The sequence below is a fragment of the Burkholderia sp. HI2714 genome, from assembly GCF_002223085.1.
In the GTDB taxonomy this organism is placed as follows: Bacteria; Pseudomonadota; Gammaproteobacteria; order Burkholderiales; family Burkholderiaceae; genus Burkholderia; species Burkholderia lata_D.
Genome location: NZ_NKFM01000020.1, coordinates 1 through 21,822 on the forward strand (window position 1 = coordinate 1; position 21,822 = coordinate 21,822).

Genomic DNA, 21,822 nt, shown 5'->3' on the forward strand with positions numbered 1-21,822 from the left:
TACAGCCCGGAGCTCAATCGCATCGAGAAACTGTGGCACAAGATGAAATATGAGTGGCTGGCCTTCAAGGCGCGTGACATCCAAACCCTTGAAGAAGACGTCGATACGGTCCTTCAAGGATTCGGATCAAATTATAGATTTACTTTCTGTTGAGAGCTTAGTGCTTCGGTGGGGCCTTCAGCGCAGACAGCACGAGGTCGACGTGTTCAGGGCGATACGCGGAGGGGTCGATCACGGCGTCGAATTGCCGGCCCGCCAAGGCGGAGAGATCCGAGTCCCTATCGCCAACGAGACGCTCGATCTCGGGAAATAATGACGGGTTTTGTTGCCCCCGGTTGAATATCGTTACATCGTGCCCGCGCTGCAGGGCCGCTTCGACAATATGCCGACCGAGAAACAGTGTCCCGCCCATTACGAGTATGCGCATAAAGGTTACACGTTCGTCCCGAGAATTCGACGATATTAATCTGCTGCCATTTCGGGTGCAATCGCCCCGCGAAGCTTGCACTATCTGGGCGCTCGCTTCTCAGCGATTTAAAAATTTCAAAACGAATGGCGGTAATCGGGCGTTTCGCGTGACGACTTTGGCGTCGACTACGATCGGCCACGACGGGTCGTTCGACATACCGGCGCGGATCGTTGACAATCGTACGTCGACGATAGGGGTCGAGCGAAACCGAACCCACACTTATGAACGAAAATACCTTGCAAGCCGGGGTTCGCGTGAGCCCGCGATCGAGCGACCGAATTCGCGATGTAATCGTACTGGTACTCGGATTACTCATGTTCGGCATCGCTGGTTCGGCACGGGCATACACGAACACTATCTGTCGGGAATACTGGTATCCGCTGGCGCGTGCCGGTAAAAGCACAGGCGCGCTGTCCGCCGAGCGCGAGGGGCCGTGCCAGCATCCGCCAGTCAAGATGCTGAGCGACCAGTATGGCGTGATCAATGACCGGGGGTATTTCATCTCGGAATTGCACGAATTACATGATGCGTGTTCGCACGTCGGGCCGGTACCCGATCTAGCCTGTCTTTTACCGTCGCATATGCGTCGCCATGAAGACGACGAGGCACGACATTATTATCTGCTCACGCAACGCGGTTCGGCGCTGCGCGTTCTGGATCGACTCCACGCTACCGACGGCCAGCAGGTATTCGACGGCGCCGACGTGATTCCGGGCGCAGATCCCGCGACCTTCAAGACCTTTGTGCCCAAGGGCGCAAAAGCCGATGACGGGTGGGCGTACGACCGCAACCACGTGTATCTGGAAGAGCGAACGGACCCGAAGATGGTGCCGGGTCCGGTCGAAGTGATCGGTAATACCTTCGCAGTCAATGCCGGACGCGTATTTTCAGTCGACGCGCTCGAGGGGCCCGTTTATCGGCCGGAAATCAAGGCGCAGCTGAAGCTGCTGAGCCCGCCGGCCTCACTTCAACCCGCCATCATCAGCGACGGCGAGCGCATCTACCTGGGCCGGAAGCCGCTTGACGGCGTGCGGGCGGCCACGTTCCAGATGCTGGTTCCGGTGTGCCCGGTGCCCGGCGCACCCGATTTGAAATGCGTCCGCAGTGCCCAGCCGGACGGGTTCCGGGTAGCCCGAAGTGGACTGGATGTGCTGTATTTCCACGAGTTCGACGATATCAAGCGCATCGCCAATGTGCCCGACTTCGTTTATTTTCTGATATCGGGTTCGTCGTATCTCGGTATCGGTGGAAAGCAGATCTTCGATCTTGACCCGTTGCATCAAAGCTACGGCGCAAGCGTCATGAAAAGTAGCGTGCAAACCGCAGGTCATTTGAGTGGCCCGGTAGCAGGCTACCTGGCCGACGACCTCGGATTCATCAACCTGCGGAGTGCATTGTCGAGGGACGATGGGCCATTGTGTGGCGGGCTCGCGAAGCTCGCCGCGCCGACACCGGCGCACCGGTTTGGTCCGCTCCGGCCCATCGCGCCACAGAAATTGCCGGCTGGCTATTCGATCGGCTATGAAAACACTCACTACCGATATCTTTTCAAGACTGCTGACGATACGACACTCGAGGATACCGTGGTTGATCTCGGCAACGGCAAGCGGATGCGGGCGACGTGGTGCGGGGACGATATCCAGCTGCAGGGGTCAACCACCACGAGCAGCAATTAGGCAGGAAAGGGCCGGCTCGCCGGTCTTGCCGAATGCGCAGCGTCAGCCAGTCGCAGTCAGTCGGCGCCGGCCGCGAGATCGTCGAGCGTCGACACGAGCGCATGTGTTTATCGCGGCTGTTTTGCGTTTCGTCCATTGGGAGGACTAGTGCGAGTTGAAGTTCAAATCGTCAATGCGTTGACAGACGGAAACGCCGGGGGCAATCCTGCCGGCGTGGTGATTGATGCCGATGCGCTGACGGCAAATCAGAAGTTGCATGTTGCTCAACAGGCCGCATTGTCGGAAACCGCATTCGTGTCGCAATCGAATATTGCGACGGTCAAGCTGGAATTTTTCACGCCGACGCGGCAGATCGCTCATTGCGGCCATGCCACCATCGCCACATTTTCTCTGTTGAGAGCAATCGGCAGGGTGGATGACGGCAAATCGTCGAAAGAGACGATCGACGGATGCAGAGACATCGTGATCGACGGCGATACCGTTCTGATGGAGCAGCGTTCCCCAACTTGTCGCTCAATCGGAGCGGACTCCCCGTTCTCCGCAAGAATTGCTCAATCGCTGGGCGTATCGACTGCCCAGATCCATCGCGCCGAAAGCCCGACCGTCGTCAACACCGGCAACAGCTTTCTGATGATTGCGTTGCCCGACGAGCCTTCCGTGGCAGCGATTCGTCCGGACCCGCGAGCGATTGAATCGATCAGCGACGATCTGGATTTGATTGGTTACTACGTCTTCTCGACGACGACGAAAATACCCGGGCGCCACGCGGGTGCCCGCATGTTCGCGCCGCGCTTCGGCATTGCCGAAGAGTCGGCGACAGGAACGGCAGCCGGGCCGCTGGCGTGCTTGCTATACGAGCGGATGGGGGCAGGCGACACGGAAATCATCATTGAGCAAGGGCATTTGATGCCGCAACCTTCGCCGAGCGTCATCAAAGTCATGCTCGATGTCGAAGGCGGCAGGATCTGGCGATTGATGGCCGGAGGCACCGGGGTGGTCACGCGGTCGATCACTGTCGAGATCTGATGTGGCTTCGAACGTCCGCTTCCCGAATGTCCGAATGGCTTCAATGGGGCGGTTAATCACGTTGCCGATTTCGTCGGCTACGTCGACCGCCTTTTGAGGCCGAAGCTCATCCGGATAGTGTCCCTTTCGTGCGAACTCGCCATGAACTCACCCCCCGAGCTTTTTCATGACGTTCCGTTCTCGGTCCGCAGAATCTCGCGCAGAGGAATTCCATCAGGCATCCTCACATCCCGAGTGCCGCGGTGACCTTCTTGCCGAATCCCGCGTACCGGTTCACCGGCTCGTTCGCGAAGACGAACCGGATATAGGCGCTTCCGTGTTGCCGCCCCCAGCCCGTCATCGCCGTCGCGCATACGTCCAGTTCGAGCAGCCGTTCCGACATCTGTTCACCCGTGAGACCGAAATCCGACACGCGCAGCAGCATCGACCAGCCGCCCGCAGGCATGCCGAACGGCAGGCCGTGCAGCTCGGCGGCAATCGCGTCGCGTCGACGCTGCAGTTCCGCGACGTAATCGGGCAAGTCGATCGTCGAGCGCTCGAGCGCGATGGCAGCGGCCTCCTGTGCGATGCCGACCGGCACGACCACATTCGCGAGCGACACCGCAACCAGATCGGGGATGAGCGCATCCGGCGCCACGATCCAGCCCACCCGCCAGCCGATCATCCGCAACTCCTTCGACGCCGAGCCCACCGTGATCGTGCGCTCGGCCATGCCGGGCAGCCGAGCCGGATGAACGACCTTGCGCCCGTCGAACAACAACCGCTCCATCGCGCTGTCGACGATCAGCAACAGGTCGTGCTGCACGCACAGACCGGCGACGAAGGCCCAGTCCTCCTCGTCAAGCACCGCACCGGAAGGCATCGACGGGGACATCAACAGCATGGCGCGCGTCTTCGGGCCACACGCGGCGGACATCGCGGCGCGATCGAGTTTCCATTCCGCGCCCGGGTGAAAGCTGAACGGGATCTGCACGGGTGAGCCGCCGGCCAGCCGCACGCGGTTGAGCAGCCCCGCATAGGTCGGGTCGGTCAGAATGACCTCGTCGCCGACTTCCAGCACGGCCAGCAGGACGTTCAGGATGCCGGACAAACCGCCCGCCGATACGATGACGTTATCGGCCCGGTAGTTCACCCCCGTCTGCACGGTGACGTGCGCCGCCACGCCGGCGCGCAGCCGGTCCTGGCCGACGAACGGCAGATACGAATTCGCGGCATCCTCGCTCGCCGCCGCGCGCGTTCGCGCAAGCGCATCTGCGTGTGGCGGGATATCCGTGTCGAGATTCTCCAGCCGGAGCACGTCGCGGCCGGAGTGGTCCGCGATCGATCCCATGCGGTCGACGCCGATGCCGGCGATCTCCTGCAGTCGGGTGGGGCGGCGGTGGCGCATGTCTGTCTCCCGATCTGTTACCATAGATAATAGATAATCTATTCTTATGGTGGTTGGGATGAATGGCGATGTCAAGGACGATCGCTCGGTCGCGGCGCATATCGCGCAGTCGATTGCCGCCCGGATCGTTTCGGGTGAACTTGCGCCGGACGAACGGCTCAAGCAGGACGAGTGGGCCGACGCGTTCAGCACGAGCCATGTGCCGGTCCGCGAAGCATTTCGTCGGCTCGAGGCTCAAGGGCTGGTCATCGCGGAGCCTCGGCGTGGTGTGCGCGTGGCGCCGCTCGATGTGGAGGCGGTCGTCGAGGTTTCCCGAATGCGGGCTGCGCTCGAACCGCTCGCACTCCGGTACGCGATTCCCCGCTACACCGCAGATGACCTGGCACGCGCTGCGTCCTTTCTCGAGGCCGACGCACCATCGGGAGACATCGCCGCGCTCGAACGCATCAATCGAGGCTTTCATCAGGCGATCACCACGCCGTGTGGCATGCCGCGGGTCGTCTCCGTGATCGCGGATCTGCATCAGGCCAGCGCGCGCCATCTGTTTGCCGCGTGGAAATGGCTCGACTGGCGTGCGCGCTCCGACAACGAGCATGTCGAGATATTCGATGCGGCATGCGCCGGCCGGGTCGACGAAGCCTGCGAGCGTCTGGCCGCGCACATCGCCGATGCCGGCCAGGCACTGACTGACGCATTACGACTCAAGGCGATCCCGGCGGAGCCGGATGCCTGATACTTGGCCAATCGCGCAACGATGGAGATGCACATGGTGTTTTTTGCCCGCTCCAGGATCGGCGTCACCGCATTCGAGCGTCTGTGGCGCGACAACAAAGCTCACCGCCTGTGGGTGGATGCGGGCGTACTGACTGAAGAGGAGACGGCTGCGCTTCGCGCTACAGGAATGCTCGTCACGAATTTCACAGGTCACGCTCGCGCAGGAGACGTCCATGAAATGGCGCGAGCCGTTGCCGTCATTCAGGAGCATCATCCTGCGGAACCGATCTGGATCGAGGCTTCGTGAAACGCGCAGCCTTTCTCGCACGGGACGTTCGCCGAACGGTTTCACTCAGCCTCGGTCGGTTGCCCGGAATCGATCGTCCCGGCCAACAACGTGTACACGGCCGAGGACATCGCTCGACCGTCCAAGCACGACCTCGACGACGATCCGCGGTTCTCGACCACGACGCTGGATGTTGAATCGGGGATCGAATTTGCGGTCGTCGTTTCTCAAGCGGGAATGTCGTCGTAGCGTCGCCGGCGCGAAGCACCAGACATGATGCGGGGAGCGAATCTCCGCGCCCCCGCATCGAAACACGCTCAAACCGGATTGATCTCATCCTGGCTGCGCCGTGTAGTCAGCGGCCCGAGCACACGCAGCGTGACGGCAACGATGCCAAGCGCTACCGAAATCACGCCAAACATCGCACCCGCGCCATAGCTGCCGAGCACCGGCAACAACATGAACGGCAGCACACCGCTGACGATCCGCGACAGCGCATAGGTACTGCCGATCGCCGTCGAGCGCACCCGCGCCGGGAAAATCTCCGCCTGGTACACGTGATACGCGTTGCTGAACACGTTCGACGCGCAGGTCGTCAGGAACCCGAAGCCGACGATCAGCGCGGTATTGCCCGAATACGCGAAGCACAGCCCGAACCCGGCGATCGACAGGATCGACACGATCACGAGCGTGCGGCGCTCGATCCAGTTGAGCAGCGGAATCGACAGCAGCGAGCCGACCGGATAGCCGATGAACGACAGCGCGATGAACAGCGTGCTGTCCGTCACGTCGAAGCCGCGACTTTTCACGACCGTGCCGGCCAGCGTACCGAACCCGTAATAACCGAAGCCTTGAAACAGGTGAAAGATCGCGAGCATCACGTAGCGCGCGCCGTACGGTTCGCGCCGCAGCAGCGCGATGCGCTCGCCAAGCCCGAGCGGCCGTTGCGGTTCGGCCGGCTCCGCGAACTGCTCGGGCACGCGCACGCCGGTACCTTCCGCGAAGCGCCGCAATGCCGCATGCGCGTCGGCGGTACGACCCTGCGCGAGCAGCCAGCGCGGGCTCTCCGGCAACCGGTGCTGGACGAGCAGCACGTACACGGCGCCGAGGCTGCCGATCGCGAGGATGATGCGCCAGCCGGCCACGCCGCCCACATGCAACGGGTTCAGCCACAGTGCGAGGAACCCGACGAGCGGCACCGCGACATAGGAAGTCGTATAGGCCCACGCGGCGAGCCGCCCGCGCTTTTCCTTCGGCAGGATCTCGGACAGGAAGCTGTCGGCGACCGGATAGATCGCGCCGACGCCGATGCCGGTCAGGAACCGGCACGCGACGAGCATGTCTGCATTCACCGAAAACGCGCCGACCAGCGAGAATGCGCTGTACCACGTGAGCGTCAGCAGGAACGCCTTGCGCCGGCCGATGCGGTCGGCGAGGCTGCCGAGGCACATTGCACCGAAGAACATGCCGATGAACGCCGAGGCCAGCAGCAACTTGAAATCGGTGCTCTGCCGGCTCAGCCCGTATTCGTTCTGCAACGCGGAACCGATCGTGCTGACGAGGAAAATCTCGTACATGTCGAAGAACAGCCCGATGCCGATCACCCAGACGACGAACCGGTGCAACGCGCCGACGGGCAGGTCGTCCATGAAATCGCCGAGCGTGACGCGGCGGGCGGGGAGGGCCGACGCATCGGCGCCGACGCCGGCAGCGGCCGGCGGTCGTGCGGACGCGGGTCCGCCCGCGTTGCCGCCGAGATCGAGGGAATGGCTGTTCATCGTGTCTCCTGATTATCGATACGCCGTGGCGCGAGGCCCGGCCGTTCGCGACAGGCGCGATGCATCCGGTCGCACGACGTGGCGGCAGGCACCGCAAGGCCGGTGAAGGGGCCGGACAGGCGGGCTGTACCGATCGTCCGACACATGGTGGGCAAATCCGCGGCACGTGATAATTGCGGATGCCTCAAGCGTCCTTTCCTGCGCAGAAAGGGTGCGGAACACACGGCAGCCGGCATGCACGCGGCAGGCCCGTGCAGCCTGCCTGGCGCGCGGTCATGCACCGGAGCCGATTGCGCGCTCGCGCAACCGGCAGGCCGGGAAAACCATGAGGCCGACGGCCTGGCCGCCGGCGCGAAAACCGCCGGCGGCCAGGCGTTCGTGCTCAGTCAGCCGGCACGAACGCCGCCCCGTAAAACACGCGCACCGGGTTGCCGCGCTCCAGCGCAAAGTGCTGCATCCGCCGCTGCCGGCGCGCATCGGACGCGTGACGGTCGGCCTCCTGCTGCAGTCGAACCTGCAGCAACTGCAGCGCCAGGCGCTTGTTCGCGTGCTGGCTGCGCTCGCTTTCCACGCGCACCGACAGGCCGGTCGCGACATGGGTCGCACGAATCGCGGAGCTCGTCTTGTTCACGTGCTGGCCGCCCGGCCCGCGCGCGCGCATCGCTTCGAACCGCACGTCGCCGTCCGGCAGCGGCTGCGCGTCGGCACAGCGCGTGACGCCGATGAACCAGTTCTTGCGCGGATGGCGCAACCGGTACGGGCTCGCGCAAATCCATTGCAGCGTGCCCGTCCAGCGGTCCGCGAGCGCCTGCGCACCTTCGCCGTCGAGGTCGAGCAGCGCCGAGCGCAGCGTGCCGGAGCGTTCGCCCGGCTGCGCATCGAGCACGGTGACGACGACGCGCTGCGCATCGGCTTCCGCCTGCAGGCGCCGCAACGCATTGGCCGCGGCCAGCTGGCACTCGAGCGGGCCGTGCGCCGAAGAAATCTGCATCAGCATCGGCCAGCCTCCCCGGACGTCTTGTAGGTCAGCACCGGCGCGAGCCGCGCCAGCTTGCGCAGCAGCCCGGCAGCTTCGAGCGCGTCGACGACGCTGTCGATCGGCTTGTAGGCCTGCGGTGCTTCCTCGTACAGCAGTTCGCGGTCTTCGCAGATCACGTGGCTGCCGAGCGGCGTGCGCGTGAGCTGCGACGGCGTGAAGCGCCGTTCGAGACGCCCCTTGCAATCGCCGCGCGCCCACTTGCGGCCCGCACCGTGCGCCAGCGACGCCAGGCTGGCCGCATCGTCGGGCCGCACCGGCGCGACGAGGTAGCTGTAGTCGCCGCGCGATCCGGGAATGACGACCGGCCCCGCGTCGGCCGGCGTCGCACCTTTGCGATGCAGCCAGCCCGGCTCGCCGTCGACGCTCGCGCGGCTCACCAGGTTGTGGTTCACGTCGAGCACGCACCGGCCATCGGTGCGCCAGCGCGCCAGCATGCGCCGCGCGATCAGGTCGCGATTCGCGATCGCGTAGCGCAACGCCGCATCGTGACGCGCGAGGTACGCCGTGCATGCGGCATCCGTGTCGTCGAGGCCGTCGTAGCCGTGCTCGCGCATGTGCTGCTCGAGGATCGACTGGCCGAAGCCGCGCGATCCGCTATGCACGAGCAGCAGCAGGCGATCGGGATCGAGGCCGAGCGCCTCGACGGCATCGGTGTCGTACACCGCGTCGATCCGCTGCGCTTCCGCGAAATGATTGCCGCTGCCGATCGTGCCGAGCGATGCCGCGTACGCGTGATCCGCGAACCCGGCGGCCGCAATGAGCGGCTGCCAGCTTGCATCGGGCGTGGCGTCGATCGAGCCGAGCCGGCTCGCGAGCTTCGACGCACTGATGCGCCGCGCATCGAGCGCGGTTTGCCACAGCGCCATCCCGCAGCCGATATCGCCGCCGATCAGCGCCGGATACAGCCGGCCCGTCGAGAAGAACGCGGCGCCCACCGGGTAGCCGCGTCCGGGGTGAAGATCGGGCATGCCGGCGACGCGCCGCATGCCGGGGAGGGTGGCAGCGTGTTCGAGCTGCCGGATGGCCTCACCTTCGATCCAGGTGGTGGCGCAAGCGCACAACGTGATGCGCTCGCCCAGGTATTGCATGGAATTGCCCATGGAGGTTTCCGTTCGATGAAAAGGAAGAACGGCGGGCCATGGCGCAGGCAGCGCACACATGCGCTGCCCGACATCGGAAGTCGGGAAGAGGGCGGCACGACCGGATCGGAACGACCCGGTTCATCGCCGTGACGGCGATACGTGGTGCTGCTTGGCGTGAACGATGAAACGAACGGACGCGAAAAACCCGAACTACGACCCGCGACGGGAGGAGTGTTGGCGTGACGTCATGATTTTTTCTCCTTGCGAGTGACGGGTTGATCGGAATGGCGGCGACTCTAGCATGCACGCGACGGGCGCAGCAAGCGGGTGGCGCGGCGTTGCCCATCGAATCACCGTTCGATGTGGCGAAAAACACACAAATAGGAATCCGGATCATTCCCGTGTCGACGGCGCGCACGACGCGCCGCAGCAGGCATTCGACGCACGCCGACAACCGCATCGGCTGTACCCGACCGCGCTTGACAGCACACATGCCGTTTCGTAGCATCCGCCTGCTTCATCCCTGAACCCTCATCGAATCGGTGATCCAAGTGCCCGCAAACATTCGTCCCTTCGCCTGATACGCCGACGACTGCCGTCCCGGCCGCGTGTCGTCCTGCCCGTTCCCGTCTGCCTCGCGGCGCCGGAACCGTGATCGCAGGGCCGCGCCCGGACACGCACTGACACCGCAACGCACACCCCATCGTTCGTTCACGTCGTCGGCTTTTTCTGATGTTTCCGGAGAAAGACCATGACGCTGGATTTCCGCGCCTACGCGCAATCGCTCGACCTCGCCCGCTACCCGCGCACGCCGCACCTCGAAGGCTCGCGCCTGCAGGACGGCGACGAAGGTCACGACCACGTTCCGTATCGCACCCTCGCGGGCGCCCATCTCGTCGTCGAGGAAAAGCTCGACGGCGCGAACACGGGCATCAGCTTCAGCCCCGCGGGCGAGCTGCTGCTGCAGTCGCGCGGCCACTATCTGGCCGGCGGCGGCCGCGAGCGGCAGTTCGGGTTGGTGAAGACCTGGGCCGCCGCCCATGCGGGCTGGCTGCTCGACCGCCTCGGCGATCGCTACGTGATGTACGGCGAGACGATGAGCAAGAAGCACGCGGTGTTCTACGACGCGCTGCCGCATCACTTTTTCGAGTTCGACGTGTTCGATCGCGCAATGGGCCGTTTCCTGTCGACACCCGCGCGTCGCGCGCTGCTCGCCGACGGGCCCGTGCTGTCGGTGCCCGTGCTGTACGAAGGCATCGCGCCGGCGCGACTCGCGGACCTGAAGGCAATGCTTGGCCCGTCGCTCGCGAAGACGCCGGACTGGCGTCGCGCGTTCGAGGAAACGGTGCGGCGGCAGGGGCTCGACCTCGCGCGTGCATGGCAGCAGTGCGACAAGTCGGAGCGCTCCGAAGGGCTCTACGTGAAAGTCGAGACGGACGATACGACGACCGCGCGCCTGAAGTGGGTGCGCCACGATTTCGTGCAGGCCATTCTCGAATCGGCGCGCCATCATTCGGAGCAGCCGTTCATCCCGAATCGGCTCGCGCCGGGTGTCGACCTGTATGCGCCGCGCCCGACGGTAACGTGGGCATCGATCTCCGCCGCGCACCCAAACCCATGAATGCGGAACGGCCGTGCGCCGTTTCGAGAGGAGTCTTGATCATGAAGTACGAACAACTTCAGGCACTCGTGCCTGCGCCCGGCCGGCAGCCGGACTATCACGCGTGTCTCGCGGCATTTCCCGCGCTCGAACACGCGAAAACGACACCGCAGGAGCCCGCGCACCACGGCGAAGGCGACGTGTGGACGCATACGATGATGGTGATCGATGCGCTGCTCGCGCTGCCCGAGTACCAGGCTGCGTCGCGCGCCGACCAGGAGATCGTGTTCCTGGCCGCGCTGCTGCACGACATCGCGAAGCACGGCACGACGGTCGTCGATCCCGTTACCGGCGCGATCGGCCATCCCGGCCACTCGCGCAAGGGCGCGATCGATGCGCGGATTGCCCTGTGGGATGCCGGCGTGCCGTTCGCGGTGCGCGAGGCGATCTGCCGGATGATCGCCGTACACCAGGTACCGTTCTTCGCGATGAGCGGGTCGCGCCGTGGCACACCGGAGTTCATCGCGCGCGAGCTGTCGTGGCAGGTCAGCCTGCCGCTGCTGTGCCTGCTTGCGGAAGCCGATATCCGCGGGCGCATCTGCGACGACACGCAGCGCGTGCTCGACAACATCGAACTGTTGCGTGAACTGGCGCGGGAAGAGGGCTGCTACGGCCAGCCGCGTGCATTCGCCGACGCGCACACGGCGCTCAGCTACTTTCGCGGCGCGGACGTGCATCCCGACTATCCGCTGTTCCGTACGCCGGGCTCGCGAGTCGTCGTGATGTCGGGCCTGCCCGCGTCGGGCAAGAACACGTGGGTTGCGCGGCATCATCCGGATCTGCCGGTCGTGTCGTTCGACGATGCGCGCGATGCGTTGGGGCTGCGTCATGGCCAGAACGAGGGCGCGGTCGCGCACCATGCGATCGACGCCGCGAAGGCACTGTTGCGCACGCAACAGCCGTTCGTGTGGAATGCGACGAACCTGTCGCCGCTGATGCGCAAGAAGACGCTCGACCTGCTGTTTGCGTACAACGCCGACGTGACGCTCGTCTACCTCGAACAGCCGCGTGCGGAACTGTTGCGTCGCAACGCGCGGCGCGACACGTCGCTGACGAACCGCGCGCTCGAGGCGATGCTGCTGCGCTGGGATCTGCCGCTGCCGACCGAAGCGCATGCGGTGCGGTATGAAGTCTGATGCGACAACGTCGCAACACGAGCCGGTACGCCGCAATTCACCGCGGCGTACCGGCTCGCTTCATTTCGGCGATGCATTCCGCTGCGTCGCGCAAGCGCGCAGCTCAGTGACGCCGCGATGCCGTGGCCCTAGTGGGCCAGGATGAGGATCGTGGTAAGTGCGATCGGCGCCAGCGCGACACCCAGCAGGCCGAGCGCACCATCGGCTGCAATCGTGATCGGCGACAGCGCGATCTTCGCTCCCTTACCGAGCACCGACGGTCGCTCGATCACCTTGACGTTGTACGCGTGATTGAACGCCTGAGGGATCGACGAAGGCGTGACATCGTTCGGCTGGTAACGCTTTCCGGTGATCGTGCCGCTCTCTGTCAGTTCAAACCGCTGGTCCTTGAAACCGTCGGCAAGCGCGCGCGCGCGAAGCTCGGAGCCGGCCGGTGCGTCCTCGCGCGCGAGCCGCAACACGTAACGCCCCGAGATCTTGTCGCCGTGCGTCTCGAAATCATCGAAATCGGTATACAGCTTGGAGCGATAGGGTGCCGTGAGATTGACGGCGAGGGCCGGCGGCACATCGAAAATGTAGTGATACTGCTTGCCGATGACGACGAGGCTCTTTCCGTCCGCGCTGATCAGAAATGCCGAGAGCCTTTCACGGTATTCCGGATCCTTCATCATGCGATTGGTGATGGGGCCGATGTTGGCGTCGGAGCAGCCGGCGAGCATGCCGGACGCTGCCACGGCGGGCAGCGCGAGAAATGTTCTTCTTTTCATGTGTGCTGGTTGGATATTGTTGGTTATCAGCGGAACCGCTTGAATGTCGGACGCTGCGTTCGATGAACGCGGCACCCTGACGGCCGATCATGCGGTTGCTTCGCCTGCGCATTGTAGGGCCAAAACGGCAAGCGCAGTATCCCCCGGCAAAGCGCCTCGCCATCGAACGCCATCCGGCCGTGGCCCGCGCAGTTCAGCGGGCAGGTGGTCGGCCCGGTGATCGGCGGGCAGACCGGCGTTGCGCTCGGGCTGCATTCGGTGTTCTGCGTGACGGGCGCGCTGCTGGCGGCCTGCGCGGGGCTCGCGCATTGGGCGCGTGGTCGATAGCGGCTCTGGCCGGCTGAACGCGGGCTGGCGTAGGATGAGCGCAGTTACCGGTTTCGCGCCGGGAGACGGCGACAACGTGCACCGTCGCCACAGTTGCCAACACCGCCGCGCCGCACGGCGACCCATCGTTTTCGACATGACGCTCACGTGACTGGTCGCGTGCACCGCACGACGAACACGCACCGATCCGAACCCGACACACGCGCGTCGGCCCGCATCCGGCCGACGCATTTCGATGACGAATCTTGCAGGAGGCAAGCGACATGAATCAATCGACCGACAACCGGACGCTGTTGCGCACGCTCGGCATGCGCGCCCCGATCATCCAGGCGCCGATGGCCGGCGTCAGCACGCCGGCGCTGGCGGCCGCCGTGTCGAATGCGGGCGGGCTCGGCTCGCTCGGCGTGGGCGCGACGAACGCCGACGGCGCCCGCAAGATGATCCGCGACACGCGCGCGCTCACCGACCGGCCGTTCAACATCAACGTGTTCTGCCACCAGCCGGCGCGCGCCGACGCGGCCGTCGAACGCGCGTGGCTCGAATGGCTCGCGCCGGTGTTCCGCGAATACGGCGCGACGCCGCCCGCCTCGCTGTCGGAGATCTATACGAGCTTCGTCGCGGACGAAGCCATGCAGGCGCTGCTCGTCGAAGAAAAGCCGGCCGTCGTCAGCTTCCATTTCGGACTGCCGTCCGCGGACGTGATCGCCGCGCTGAAGCGCGCGGGCATCACGCTGTTCGCGTCCGCGACGAATCTCGACGAAGCACGCCAGATCGCCGACGCCGGCATCGACGCGATCGTCGCGCAGGGGATCGAAGCGGGCGGGCACCGCGGCGTGTTCGATTCGACCGCGCATGACGATCGCCTCGGCACGTTCGCACTCACGCGCCTGATCGTGCGCGAATGCGCGCTGCCGGTGATCGCCGCCGGCGGCATCATGGACGGCGAGGGGATCGCCGCCGCGCTCGCGCTCGGCGCGCAGGCCGCCCAGCTCGGCACCGCGTTCGTCGCGTGCCCGGAGACGTCGATCGACGACGGCTATCGCCGCGCGCTGCTGGGCGACGCGGCACGCCGCACGACCTTCACCGCCGCGATCTCGGGCCGGATCGCACGCGGCCTCGCGAATCGCCTGACCGCGCTCGGCGACGACCCGCGCGCGCCGGCCACGCCCGCATACCCGATCGCGTACGACGCCGGCAAGGCGCTGCATGCGGCTGCAAAGGCAAAGGGCGAATTCGGCTACGGCGCGCAGTGGGCCGGACAGGCGGCGCCGCTCGCGCGGTCGCTGCCGGCGGCCGAGCTGTTCGCCGCGCTCGAACGCGAAACGCGGGCGGCGATCGAGCGGATGCAGCACGTGCTGGATTGATCGCCCGATTCGCGGGCAACGGGCCGCGGCCCCATGCCGGCGATCGGTGAACGCACCCCGATCACCGCACCGATACTTCGCCGGCCACCGCAGATTTGCAAAGTTCTGTATCTGCACGAACCGCGGATACATCGCGATACAACGCAGCTTCGGGCGTCCGCTATAAAGCAGGCATGACCTCTTCGGGAGTGCACCATGTCTGCAACCTGGTTCAAAGGGTCCTGCCATTGCGGGGCCGTCAAATTCGAAGTCAGAACGGCCTTGACGCCGGCGACCCGCTGCAACTGCAGCATGTGCCGCCGGCGCGGCGCATTGATGAGCCCGATGTTCGCCGCCGGCGAACTGAAGATCGTCGAAGGCGAGGGCGCGCTGACGTGCTACCAATTCAACACGCGCACGGCCCGTCACTATTTCTGCAGCCGTTGCGGCATCTATCCGTTCCATCAGACGCGCAGGGACCCCACCTGCTGGCGCGTCAATCTCGGCTGCCTCGATGGCATCGACCCGTATGCGCTCGACGCAACGGTCGCCGACGGCGCGAGCCTCTCGGTCGTGGAGGACGCATGAAACGCTGGCTGATGATCCTGCTGTTTGCCGCGGGCGGGCTCGCGACCGAAATCGCGCATCCGGTGCAATGCACGCTGCTGTCGGTCAGCCGCACACAGACCGGCAAACGCCGCAGGGCCGACTGACGGCGCGCCGGTTCATCGAGAACGATTATCATGCTTCCGATAAGATCGCACGCGATATATAATGCGTCCATCTGCGGCCGTCCGCGTCGCTGGAGGACGTTCATGAAACCGACCGAAGCCCCATCCGACACTGCACCGAAGCTGTCCGAGTTCCTGTGCTTTGCGATCTACTCGACGAATCTCGCATTCGGCAAGGCGTACAAGCCGATCCTCGAAGCACTCGGCCTCACGTATACGCAATACATCACGATCATTGCGCTGTGGGAGCAGGACAACCAGACGGTCGGCCAGCTCGGCGAGAAGCTGTTCCTCGAATCCAATACGCTGACGCCGATCCTGAAGAAGCTCGAGACGATGGGCTACCTGGAGCGGCACCGCGATCCGTCGGACGAACGCCAGGTGCTCGTCAGCCTGACGAAAAGCGGCCGCCGCCTGCGCGAGAAGGGGCTCGACATGAACCTGGTCGAAGCCACCGGGTTGAAGCCGGACGAATTCGCGAAGATGCAGAAGGCGATCGTCACGCTGCGCGGCAACCTGATCCGGTCGACCGACGAATAAACGCCCGGCCACACTGCGGCCGGCACGTGCATCGTGCCGGTCGCGTCGTCATGCGTGCCCGTCGCCCAGCACCAGCAGGTTCATCTCACGACGGACGACGAAACCAAGTGCGAGATAGCGCTCGATCGCCACCTGGTTCGACGTGAGGACGTGCAGGAAAGGCGTATCCGCGCGCGCATCGATCTCCGCAATCAACGCCCGCATCAGGCGCGCCGCCAGCCCTTGCCGCCGGAACGCGGCGTCCACGCAGACGGCGCTGATCTCCGTATACCCGTCGACCTGCATCCGCTGGCCGGCCATCGCGGCCAGCCTGCCTTCGCTGCGAATGCCGATGTAATGGCCGAGCTCGAACGTGCGCGGGCCGAACGGGCCGGGCTGCGCGGCCGTGGTCAGCGCGAGCATGTCCGGCACATCGGCTTCGGCGAGCGTGACGTAGCCCGATTCAGGCGCCGGGTCGCGCGTCCGTTGCCAGACCATCTGCAACAGGTTCGCGCGCCGGATCACCGACAATCCCGCCGGCGGCTCGATCTCGTCCGGCGTGACCAGCGCCGCCGGCCCGTGTGCGGCGATCAGCGCGCGCAACGCGTCGAAGGATGCCGCGCTCGCGTCCTCGATCGCGGCAAACGGCGCGACGGCCGCCGGAAACCGCCATGCACGGTCGTGGCCGACCGCAAAGCGGCGCTGCCTGCCCGCCAGCGCGTTCCACACCACCTGGTCGAGCGGGTGCGCACTGCCTGGCGCGGTTCCGGTCGTTGCATCGGACATCGGCTGCTCCTCGGTTGAAGGTTTCGACGGCACAGCATAGACCGGGATCGGGCGGGCAGGGCGCGGCCTGCACAGCGCGACTTGCCGCGGCCCGCGCTACCGCTGCCAGCGCGCCGGATCCACCCATATCGGGAACGACAGCACCACCGCCAGCCCGTTCCCCCCGATTCCGGCCGTCACCTCGACCGACCCGCCGTGGGACGCGGCAATTCGCGCGACGAGCGACAGGCCGATGCCGCTGCCCGGCTGCACCGTCCCCGGTACGCGATAAAAGCGTTCGAAAATCCGCTCGCGCTCGTGCATCGGCACGCCGGGCCCATCGTCCGCGATCCGCAGCCTGACCCGCGTCCCGCCCGCATCGGCAGGGACGTCGCACGTGATCTCGACCTGCCCGCCGTCACGGCCGTAACGCAGCGCGTTGTCGATCAGGTTGCGCACCGCAATCGCGATCTCGTCCAGATCGCCCCAGACGCGCACCGGTTCGACCGCGACCCGCACCGTCTGTCGGCGTGCATGCGCGGCCGCGTCGAAGTCGCTCGCGATCAGCGCACCGAGCCGCGACAGGTCTACCGGCCCGTGCTGGTCGACGCGCGACCCGGCATCCAGTCGCGCCAGTTCGAGCAATTGCCCGGAGAGCCGCGCGCTGCGTTCGACGCCCGTTGCGAGCCGACGCAGTGCTTCGTTCTTCTCCGCCAGACTGTCCGCCTGCAGCGCGACTTCCGCCTGGGCCGACAACGCCGCCAGCGGCGTGCGCAACTCGTGCGCGGCATCGCCGATGAAGCGGCGTTCGGTGTCGACGGCCTGACTCAGCCGCGCGAGCAGGCGATTGAACGACTCGACGAGCGGGCGGAGTTCACGCGGCAGCGTCACCAGCGGCAGCGGCGAGAAATCGAACGCGGCCTTGTGCTGGATCGCTCGCTGGACCTCGCGCACCGGCCCGAACGACCAGCGGATCACCCACCAGATCACGACGCCCAGCATCCCGAGCATCACCGCCGTATTGAACAGGCCGAGTTGCAGCGCATTGCTCGCCTTCTCCTGCCAGGTCGTGGCCGGCCCGCCCGTCTGAACGTGAATCCGGCCCGCCGGATCCGACAGCGAATAGACCCGCCAGGTCTCGTCGTGCGCGGCGCCGCGACCGGTGCTCACCCCGTATCCGTCCCGCAGGTCCGCCTTGAGCGCCGGCCCCGGTGCATCCGCGCTGTGCATCACGTTGCGGCCATCGACCCAGATCTGGAATGCGACGTCGTATTTGCCATATGCGGTGTCCGGCACCACCGCCTGGGCGTTCGCTTCGGGCAGGCGATCGATCGTATCCGGCAACGACAGGAGCAGCAGTTGCGCGGCGCTCTCGAGCATGCCGTCGCGCCAGCCGCGCTGTTCGCGCCACAGGCCGATGCCGAGAAACGCTCCCCAGCTCGCCCAGAACACGACGACCGCCGCCATCACGGTCGCGAGCAGGCGCACGCGTAGCGACTTCATGCGGGGCGCTCCCCGACGCGATAGCCGAAGCCGTGCACCGTCACGATCAGCTCGTCGCCGAGCTTGCGCCGCAGTTGATGGATGTACACCGCGATCGTGTTGCTTTCGATTTCGCTGTCGTTGCCGTAGACGCGCGCTTCGAGCTGCGTGCGCGTGACGACGCGGCCTTGCCGCTCCATCAGCGCGAGCAGCGTGCGGTACTCGTGGATGCTGAGCGCAACGGGTTCGCCCGCGCGCGTGACTTCCTTGCGCGCCGGATCGACGTGGACGTCGCGGTAGACCAGCCGCTCCGATACGCGGCCCTGGCTGCGGCGCGTCAGCGCGCGCAGCCTTGCATAGAGCTCGTCGAGCTGGAACGGCTTCACGAGATAGTCGTCGGCGCCTGCGTCGAGGCCGCGGATCCGGTCGCTCAGCTGATCGCGCGCGGTCACGATCAATACCGGCGTCGGGTCGTAGTTCGCGCGCATCGCGGCAAGCAGCGTGAAACCGGACGCGCCTGGCAGTTGCAGGTCGAGCAGCACCGCGTCGTAGTCGTGGCCGACGAGCGCGAGCCGCGCGGCCGGCACGTCGGCCGACCAGTCCGCGCGCCAGCCGTTCTGCCTGAGGCCCGCGCAAACGGCATCGGCCAGCATGACATCGTCTTCCACCAGCAGGATATCCATCGGTTTCGCTCCTCGACTGTCGAGGTCGCCAGCCTGACCGACCGCGATTAAAAACTTCTTAAAGCCCGGGGGCCACGATGCGTGCCATTCGCCGCATTGCCGGTGCAATGCATCCGGCGTTTTATCGAGAGGCCCGCAATGACCGTGTCACGTCCTTCCATTCCGTTGCTGCAATGCAATGCGGCGCGAGGCTACACCTGCGCGCCGTTCGGGTGCGGGCCATTCTGGCATGGAAGGTCGCGCACGTTGTGCGCGTTGTACGCGTTGCGCGCCCGCCGCGCGGGAGCGGCGCGATGAACCAGCTCACCACGCTCGTCCCGTTCGGCCTCGCGCTCAGCGTGGCCGGCGCCAACAGCATCGCCTGCCTCGTCGGCCTGTCGCTGATCGAGCGGCTGATTCCGGTGCTGCCGTCCCACGTGCTCCTCACGATGATCGGCGTCGCCAGCGCGCAGGGCGCATGGACACTGCCGGAAGCCATCGTCGTCACGGCGCTCGGCAGCTTCGCGGGCTGCCTGTTGCATTACGCGCTCGGCAACCTGTGGCCGGAAGACAGCGTGCTGGCCCTGCTGCGCCGCGTCGCGCCGCTGGGCAGGCTGCAGCCCGCACGAATGGACGCGCTGATCGACGGCATCCGCGCGCGGCCCACGCGGCTCGCACTCTGGTCGCAACTGGTGCCGTTCGTCCGGCTCGTCGCGCCGCCGCTCGCCGGCTTGCTGGAAACGAGTTTCGCGCGATTCGCGTCCGGCGCCGCGGCCGGCATCGCGCTCTGGAACACGCTGTTCATCACGGCCGGCTACCTGGCCGCGCAAGCGGCCGCCTAGCCCGACATGTCGTTGACCGATCGATCCCGCCTGGAGCCTGTCGATGCGAATCCCTGAATGGATGCTGTTCCTGCGTACCTGGTTGCGCAATCCGCGCCGGGTCGGCGCGCTCGCGCCATCCAGCCCCGCGCTCGCCGCGCTGATCACCGCCGATATCCCGCGCGACGGCGCCGCCGTGATCGAACTCGGTGCGGGCACCGGCGTGTTCACGCGGGCGCTGCTCGCGCGCGGCGTCGCGAGCGACCGGCTCGTGCTGGTGGAAGCCGATCCGGCTTTCGCGGACGCGTTGCGACATCGGTTTCCCGCGCTGCGGATCATGCAGATGGATGCGGCGCAGCTCGTCATGACAGGGGATTTCTTCGGCGGGGCGCGCGCGGATGCGATCGTGAGCGGGCTGCCGCTCGTCGCGATGCCGGTCGAACAGGCCGTCGCGATCGTTCACGGCGCGTTCGCGCGTCATCTGGCGGCCGATGGCGCGTTCTACCAGTTCACCTACGTGCCGCGCTGCCCGATTCCGGCGTGCTATCTGGAAGCCATGCGTATTCGTGCCGTCCGGGTCGGCGTCGCGTGGATGAACTTCCCGCCCGCCATCGTGTATCGCTTCGAACGCCGGATCGACAGGGCCCGACATCAGTGGCCCGGTGCACGGCCGCAGCTCGATGTGATTGCGGAGGCAACCACTTTGCGCGGCATCGATATCACCCGGTTTCCCCATGCGCCATCACGCCATTCGAGCGGCGTCGGGCCATCAGCGGATGGACGCCCAGCATCGTGAACGCGTTCGGGTATGGGTTGCTGTCTGGCCGGCCGCTGGTCGCTAAAACCGCTATCGGCGCTGGCACCGCGCGCTGTCGAATCCCGAACAGACGCAAACGCGCAGGGCATGTCAATTTGCAACGCTACGTTCCATCGCAGGCCGACGAGGAACGCACCGTGCCTGCGCGCCCCCGTTTCCCACACGTTGCCTGGCCTGGCGCGACGATTCCGACGCGCCATGCTCAATGGCCGAAGTAGATCGACCGCTCGGCCGCGCGAACCGCGCTGCGGCTGCCCGACTGCGTCGCACTGCCGGCGTCGCTGCCGTAACCGGACACCTGCGAATCGGCCGCGACTGCAGTGTCGTCGTGAACCTGGCGCAGCGCGGCCTGGAGATTGTCCGGATAGTTCGGGTCGTTGGGCCGGTTCGGCAGGTAGCCGGCTTTCTGCAGCGCGGCCAGTTCCGCACGTACTTGCGAGCGCGTCACGGGGCCGTCACCCGCAAACGCCGGCGCGGCAACGGCAGCCGACACGGCAACGAGAAGGGCAGCGATCAGTTGGGTCTTCATCATTTACCTCGACAAGAAAATGGAATTCAGGGGTTGCGTGTCGTGCGCCGGCCATCGGCGCCGTGCGCGGTTTCGTTCAATGACCGAAGTAAATCGAGCGCTCGGCGATCCGCGTCGCGGGCCGGCTGCCCGACTGCGTCGCGGCGGCGGCATCGCTGCCGTAACCGGACGTCGCGGCCTCGGCCACTGCGGTGTCGTTCGCGTGAATGCGCGTCAGTGCGGCCTGCAGATCGTCCGGGTAGTGCGGATCGTTCGCGCGGCCCGGCCGATAGCCGGCCTGTTCGAGCTGGACGAGCTCGGCACGCACCTGCGCGCGGGACACGGCGGCTGCATCGGCGAACGCCGGTGCGGCAGCGGATGCGGAAACGGCCACGAGAAGGGCGGCGATCAATTGCGTTTTCATCATTTACCTCGACGGAAGAGAAAGAGAAGGCATTCAGGGTTCGCGTATCGACGATGCGTCGCGCTCAATGACCGAAATACACCGAGCGGTCGGCCACTCTGACCGCATGCCGGCGGCCCGATTGCGTTACCGCCTCGCCGTTGCTGCCGTAGCCGGACGCCTGCTCGTTGCCGGCAACCGCATCGGCTCCACGGATCTGCGTGAGGGCAGCCTGGAGATCATTCGGATAGGTGGCGTCGGTCGCGCGATTCAGCGGGTAGCCGGCCTGTTGCAACTGCGCGCGCTCGGCGCGCACCTGCGCACGCGTCACGGTGGATTCGCTGGAGAACGCCGGTGCGGCAACCGTGGCCGAAACAGCGACGAGAAGGGCGGCGATCAATTGGGTTTTCATCATTCACCTCAA

General features: G+C 65.8%; 23 protein-coding genes and 2 pseudogenes. 13 read left to right on the top strand and 12 right to left on the bottom strand.

Translation table 11 applies throughout. From position 1 onward, the window contains the following. Positions 1-157: 157 nt before the first annotated feature. Positions 158-412 (bottom strand): hypothetical protein, encoded by a 255-nt coding sequence (locus CFB82_RS09405; protein ID WP_218829062.1) that lies wholly within the window; start codon positions 410-412, stop codon positions 158-160. Between the two features lie 371 nt (positions 413-783). Here CFB82_RS09405 and CFB82_RS09410 point away from each other — a divergent pair, with 371 nt between their 5' ends. Together CFB82_RS09410 and CFB82_RS09415 are read left to right on the top strand one after the other, a co-directional pair. After that, positions 784-2,145 (top strand): DKNYY domain-containing protein, encoded by a 1,362-nt coding sequence (locus CFB82_RS09410; RefSeq protein WP_179255387.1) that lies wholly within the window; start codon positions 784-786, stop codon positions 2,143-2,145. 147 nt (positions 2,146-2,292) lie between these two features. After that, positions 2,293-3,171, top strand: a complete 879-nt coding sequence (locus tag CFB82_RS09415; protein WP_089483969.1) for a PhzF family phenazine biosynthesis protein — start codon at positions 2,293-2,295, stop codon at positions 3,169-3,171. A gap of 223 nt (positions 3,172-3,394) precedes the next feature. Here the strand turns inward: CFB82_RS09415 and CFB82_RS09420 are convergent, their stop codons facing one another. Continuing rightward, complete coding sequence (locus tag CFB82_RS09420; protein ID WP_089483970.1) at positions 3,395-4,558, bottom strand: pyridoxal phosphate-dependent aminotransferase; 1,164 nt, start codon at positions 4,556-4,558, stop codon at positions 3,395-3,397. Positions 4,559-4,616: 58 nt separating this feature from the next. On the opposite strand from CFB82_RS09420, the gene CFB82_RS09425 reads away from it, so the two are divergent. Continuing rightward, positions 4,617-5,291 carry a GntR family transcriptional regulator gene (locus tag CFB82_RS09425; RefSeq protein WP_256990313.1) on the top strand — a complete coding sequence of 225 codons (675 nt, stop codon included), beginning with the start codon at positions 4,617-4,619 and terminating at the stop codon, positions 5,289-5,291. A gap of 33 nt (positions 5,292-5,324) precedes the next feature. Then, positions 5,325-5,579 carry a hypothetical protein gene (locus tag CFB82_RS09430; protein ID WP_143750890.1) on the top strand — a complete coding sequence of 85 codons (255 nt, stop codon included), beginning with the start codon at positions 5,325-5,327 and terminating at the stop codon, positions 5,577-5,579. A gap of 296 nt (positions 5,580-5,875) precedes the next feature. Here CFB82_RS09430 and CFB82_RS09435 read toward each other — a convergent pair whose 3' ends face one another. The 3 genes from CFB82_RS09435 to CFB82_RS09450 all read right to left on the bottom strand — a co-directional run bounded on the left by CFB82_RS09435 (position 5,876) and on the right by CFB82_RS09450 (position 9,475). Continuing rightward, on the bottom strand, positions 5,876-7,336 hold the full coding sequence (locus CFB82_RS09435) for an MFS transporter (protein WP_089483973.1): 1,461 nt from the start codon (positions 7,334-7,336) through the stop codon (positions 5,876-5,878). A 382-nt stretch (positions 7,337-7,718) separates the two neighbouring features. Beyond that, positions 7,719-8,327 carry a peptide chain release factor H gene (prfH, locus tag CFB82_RS09445; RefSeq protein ID WP_306426973.1) on the bottom strand — a complete coding sequence of 203 codons (609 nt, stop codon included), beginning with the start codon at positions 8,325-8,327 and terminating at the stop codon, positions 7,719-7,721. After that, a complete protein-coding gene (locus CFB82_RS09450) occupies positions 8,327-9,475 on the bottom strand; it encodes an RNA ligase RtcB family protein (RefSeq protein ID WP_089483975.1) in 1,149 nt (382 codons plus the stop codon). The genes prfH and CFB82_RS09450 overlap by 1 nt, the downstream gene beginning before the upstream one ends. A gap of 733 nt (positions 9,476-10,208) precedes the next feature. Between CFB82_RS09450 and CFB82_RS09455 the strand changes: the two genes are divergently transcribed. Then, positions 10,209-11,078 carry an RNA ligase family protein gene (locus CFB82_RS09455; protein WP_089483976.1) on the top strand — a complete coding sequence of 290 codons (870 nt, stop codon included), beginning with the start codon at positions 10,209-10,211 and terminating at the stop codon, positions 11,076-11,078. A 41-nt stretch (positions 11,079-11,119) separates the two neighbouring features. Next, positions 11,120-12,253, top strand: coding sequence for an AAA family ATPase (locus CFB82_RS09460; protein ID WP_089484054.1), 1,134 nt, complete (start codon positions 11,120-11,122; stop codon positions 12,251-12,253). Between the two features lie 128 nt (positions 12,254-12,381). On the opposite strand, the gene CFB82_RS09465 is transcribed toward CFB82_RS09460, so the two are convergent. Continuing rightward, positions 12,382-13,020: a 5-formyltetrahydrofolate cyclo-ligase gene (locus CFB82_RS09465; protein WP_089483977.1), complete on the bottom strand. Its 639-nt coding sequence runs from the start codon at positions 13,018-13,020 to the stop codon at positions 12,382-12,384. 186 nt (positions 13,021-13,206) lie between these two features. Here CFB82_RS09465 and CFB82_RS43940 point away from each other — a divergent pair. The 5 genes and pseudogenes from CFB82_RS43940 to CFB82_RS09480 form a co-directional block, all read left to right on the top strand. After that, positions 13,207-13,347: pseudogene (locus tag CFB82_RS43940) on the top strand (MFS transporter); the annotation flags it as partial. A gap of 263 nt (positions 13,348-13,610) precedes the next feature. Next, positions 13,611-14,711 carry an NAD(P)H-dependent flavin oxidoreductase gene (locus tag CFB82_RS09470; RefSeq protein ID WP_089483978.1) on the top strand — a complete coding sequence of 367 codons (1,101 nt, stop codon included), beginning with the start codon at positions 13,611-13,613 and terminating at the stop codon, positions 14,709-14,711. 195 nt (positions 14,712-14,906) lie between these two features. Next, entirely contained in the window at positions 14,907-15,278 is a 372-nt protein-coding gene (locus tag CFB82_RS09475; RefSeq protein ID WP_089483979.1) for a GFA family protein, read from the top strand. Beyond that, complete coding sequence (locus CFB82_RS43945; protein ID WP_256978857.1) at positions 15,275-15,403, top strand: hypothetical protein; 129 nt, start codon at positions 15,275-15,277, stop codon at positions 15,401-15,403. The genes CFB82_RS09475 and CFB82_RS43945 overlap by 4 nt, the downstream gene beginning before the upstream one ends. A 102-nt stretch (positions 15,404-15,505) precedes the next feature. Beyond that, on the top strand, positions 15,506-15,961 hold the full coding sequence (locus CFB82_RS09480; RefSeq protein WP_069247997.1) for a MarR family winged helix-turn-helix transcriptional regulator: 456 nt from the start codon (positions 15,506-15,508) through the stop codon (positions 15,959-15,961). A gap of 48 nt (positions 15,962-16,009) precedes the next feature. Here CFB82_RS09480 and CFB82_RS09485 read toward each other — a convergent pair whose 3' ends face one another. The 3 genes from CFB82_RS09485 to CFB82_RS09495 form a co-directional block, all read right to left on the bottom strand. Next, entirely contained in the window at positions 16,010-16,726 is a 717-nt protein-coding gene (locus tag CFB82_RS09485) for a GNAT family N-acetyltransferase (RefSeq protein ID WP_089483980.1), read from the bottom strand. Between the two features lie 96 nt (positions 16,727-16,822). Then, positions 16,823-18,208, bottom strand: a complete 1,386-nt coding sequence (locus CFB82_RS09490; RefSeq protein ID WP_089483981.1) for an ATP-binding protein — start codon at positions 18,206-18,208, stop codon at positions 16,823-16,825. Next, positions 18,205-18,870: a response regulator transcription factor gene (locus CFB82_RS09495; RefSeq protein WP_069248000.1), complete on the bottom strand. Its 666-nt coding sequence runs from the start codon at positions 18,868-18,870 to the stop codon at positions 18,205-18,207. The genes CFB82_RS09490 and CFB82_RS09495 overlap by 4 nt, the downstream gene beginning before the upstream one ends. Positions 18,871-19,163: 293 nt before the next feature. Here CFB82_RS09495 and CFB82_RS09500 point away from each other — a divergent pair, with 293 nt between their 5' ends. Continuing rightward, positions 19,164-19,691, top strand: a complete 528-nt coding sequence (locus CFB82_RS09500; RefSeq protein WP_089483982.1) for a DedA family protein — start codon at positions 19,164-19,166, stop codon at positions 19,689-19,691. Positions 19,692-19,734: 43 nt separating this feature from the next. Further along, positions 19,735-20,343: pseudogene (locus CFB82_RS09505) on the top strand (class I SAM-dependent methyltransferase); the annotation flags it as partial. A 346-nt stretch (positions 20,344-20,689) separates the two neighbouring features. Here the strand turns inward: CFB82_RS09505 and CFB82_RS09510 are convergent. The 3 genes from CFB82_RS09510 to CFB82_RS09520 all read right to left on the bottom strand — a co-directional run bounded on the left by CFB82_RS09510 (position 20,690) and on the right by CFB82_RS09520 (position 21,810). After that, a complete protein-coding gene (locus tag CFB82_RS09510; RefSeq protein WP_089483984.1) occupies positions 20,690-21,019 on the bottom strand; it encodes a DUF4148 domain-containing protein in 330 nt (109 codons plus the stop codon). A 73-nt stretch (positions 21,020-21,092) separates the two neighbouring features. Next, the gene (locus tag CFB82_RS09515) at positions 21,093-21,422 is read right to left on the bottom strand and encodes a DUF4148 domain-containing protein (RefSeq protein WP_069248003.1); all 330 of its coding nucleotides are present in this window, start codon (positions 21,420-21,422) and stop codon (positions 21,093-21,095) included. A 61-nt stretch (positions 21,423-21,483) separates the two neighbouring features. After that, entirely contained in the window at positions 21,484-21,810 is a 327-nt protein-coding gene (locus CFB82_RS09520; protein ID WP_089484055.1) for a DUF4148 domain-containing protein, read from the bottom strand. Positions 21,811-21,822 lie beyond the last annotated feature (12 nt).

Bases quoted from the DNA above. Each gene is read 5' to 3' on its own strand.
- CFB82_RS09425 (WP_256990313.1), top strand. From the start codon at position 4,617: ATGAATGGCGATGTCAAGGACGATCGCTCGGTCGCGGCGCATATCGCG.
- CFB82_RS43945 (WP_256978857.1), top strand. From the start codon at position 15,275: ATGAAACGCTGGCTGATGATCCTGCTGTTTGCCGCGGGCGGGCTCGCG.
- CFB82_RS09450 (WP_089483975.1), bottom strand. From the start codon at position 9,475: ATGGGCAATTCCATGCAATACCTGGGCGAGCGCATCACGTTGTGCGCT.
- CFB82_RS09480 (WP_069247997.1), top strand. From the start codon at position 15,506: ATGAAACCGACCGAAGCCCCATCCGACACTGCACCGAAGCTGTCCGAG.
- CFB82_RS09520 (WP_089484055.1), bottom strand. From the start codon at position 21,810: ATGAAAACCCAATTGATCGCCGCCCTTCTCGTCGCTGTTTCGGCCACG.
- CFB82_RS09515 (WP_069248003.1), bottom strand. From the start codon at position 21,422: ATGATGAAAACGCAATTGATCGCCGCCCTTCTCGTGGCCGTTTCCGCA.
- CFB82_RS09465 (WP_089483977.1), bottom strand. From the start codon at position 13,020: ATGAAAAGAAGAACATTTCTCGCGCTGCCCGCCGTGGCAGCGTCCGGC.
- CFB82_RS09475 (WP_089483979.1), top strand. From the start codon at position 14,907: ATGTCTGCAACCTGGTTCAAAGGGTCCTGCCATTGCGGGGCCGTCAAA.
- CFB82_RS09500 (WP_089483982.1), top strand. From the start codon at position 19,164: ATGAACCAGCTCACCACGCTCGTCCCGTTCGGCCTCGCGCTCAGCGTG.
- CFB82_RS09495 (WP_069248000.1), bottom strand. From the start codon at position 18,870: ATGGATATCCTGCTGGTGGAAGACGATGTCATGCTGGCCGATGCCGTT.
- CFB82_RS09490 (WP_089483981.1), bottom strand. From the start codon at position 18,208: ATGAAGTCGCTACGCGTGCGCCTGCTCGCGACCGTGATGGCGGCGGTC.
- CFB82_RS09435 (WP_089483973.1), bottom strand. From the start codon at position 7,336: ATGAACAGCCATTCCCTCGATCTCGGCGGCAACGCGGGCGGACCCGCG.
- CFB82_RS09485 (WP_089483980.1), bottom strand. From the start codon at position 16,726: ATGTCCGATGCAACGACCGGAACCGCGCCAGGCAGTGCGCACCCGCTC.
- CFB82_RS09455 (WP_089483976.1), top strand. From the start codon at position 10,209: ATGACGCTGGATTTCCGCGCCTACGCGCAATCGCTCGACCTCGCCCGC.
- CFB82_RS09460 (WP_089484054.1), top strand. From the start codon at position 11,120: ATGAAGTACGAACAACTTCAGGCACTCGTGCCTGCGCCCGGCCGGCAG.
- CFB82_RS09510 (WP_089483984.1), bottom strand. From the start codon at position 21,019: ATGATGAAGACCCAACTGATCGCTGCCCTTCTCGTTGCCGTGTCGGCT.
- CFB82_RS09410 (WP_179255387.1), top strand. From the start codon at position 784: ATGTTCGGCATCGCTGGTTCGGCACGGGCATACACGAACACTATCTGT.
- CFB82_RS09420 (WP_089483970.1), bottom strand. From the start codon at position 4,558: ATGCGCCACCGCCGCCCCACCCGACTGCAGGAGATCGCCGGCATCGGC.
- CFB82_RS09430 (WP_143750890.1), top strand. From the start codon at position 5,325: ATGGTGTTTTTTGCCCGCTCCAGGATCGGCGTCACCGCATTCGAGCGT.
- CFB82_RS09470 (WP_089483978.1), top strand. From the start codon at position 13,611: ATGAATCAATCGACCGACAACCGGACGCTGTTGCGCACGCTCGGCATG.
- prfH (WP_306426973.1), bottom strand. From the start codon at position 8,327: ATGCAGATTTCTTCGGCGCACGGCCCGCTCGAGTGCCAGCTGGCCGCG.
- CFB82_RS09405 (WP_218829062.1), bottom strand. From the start codon at position 412: ATGGGCGGGACACTGTTTCTCGGTCGGCATATTGTCGAAGCGGCCCTG.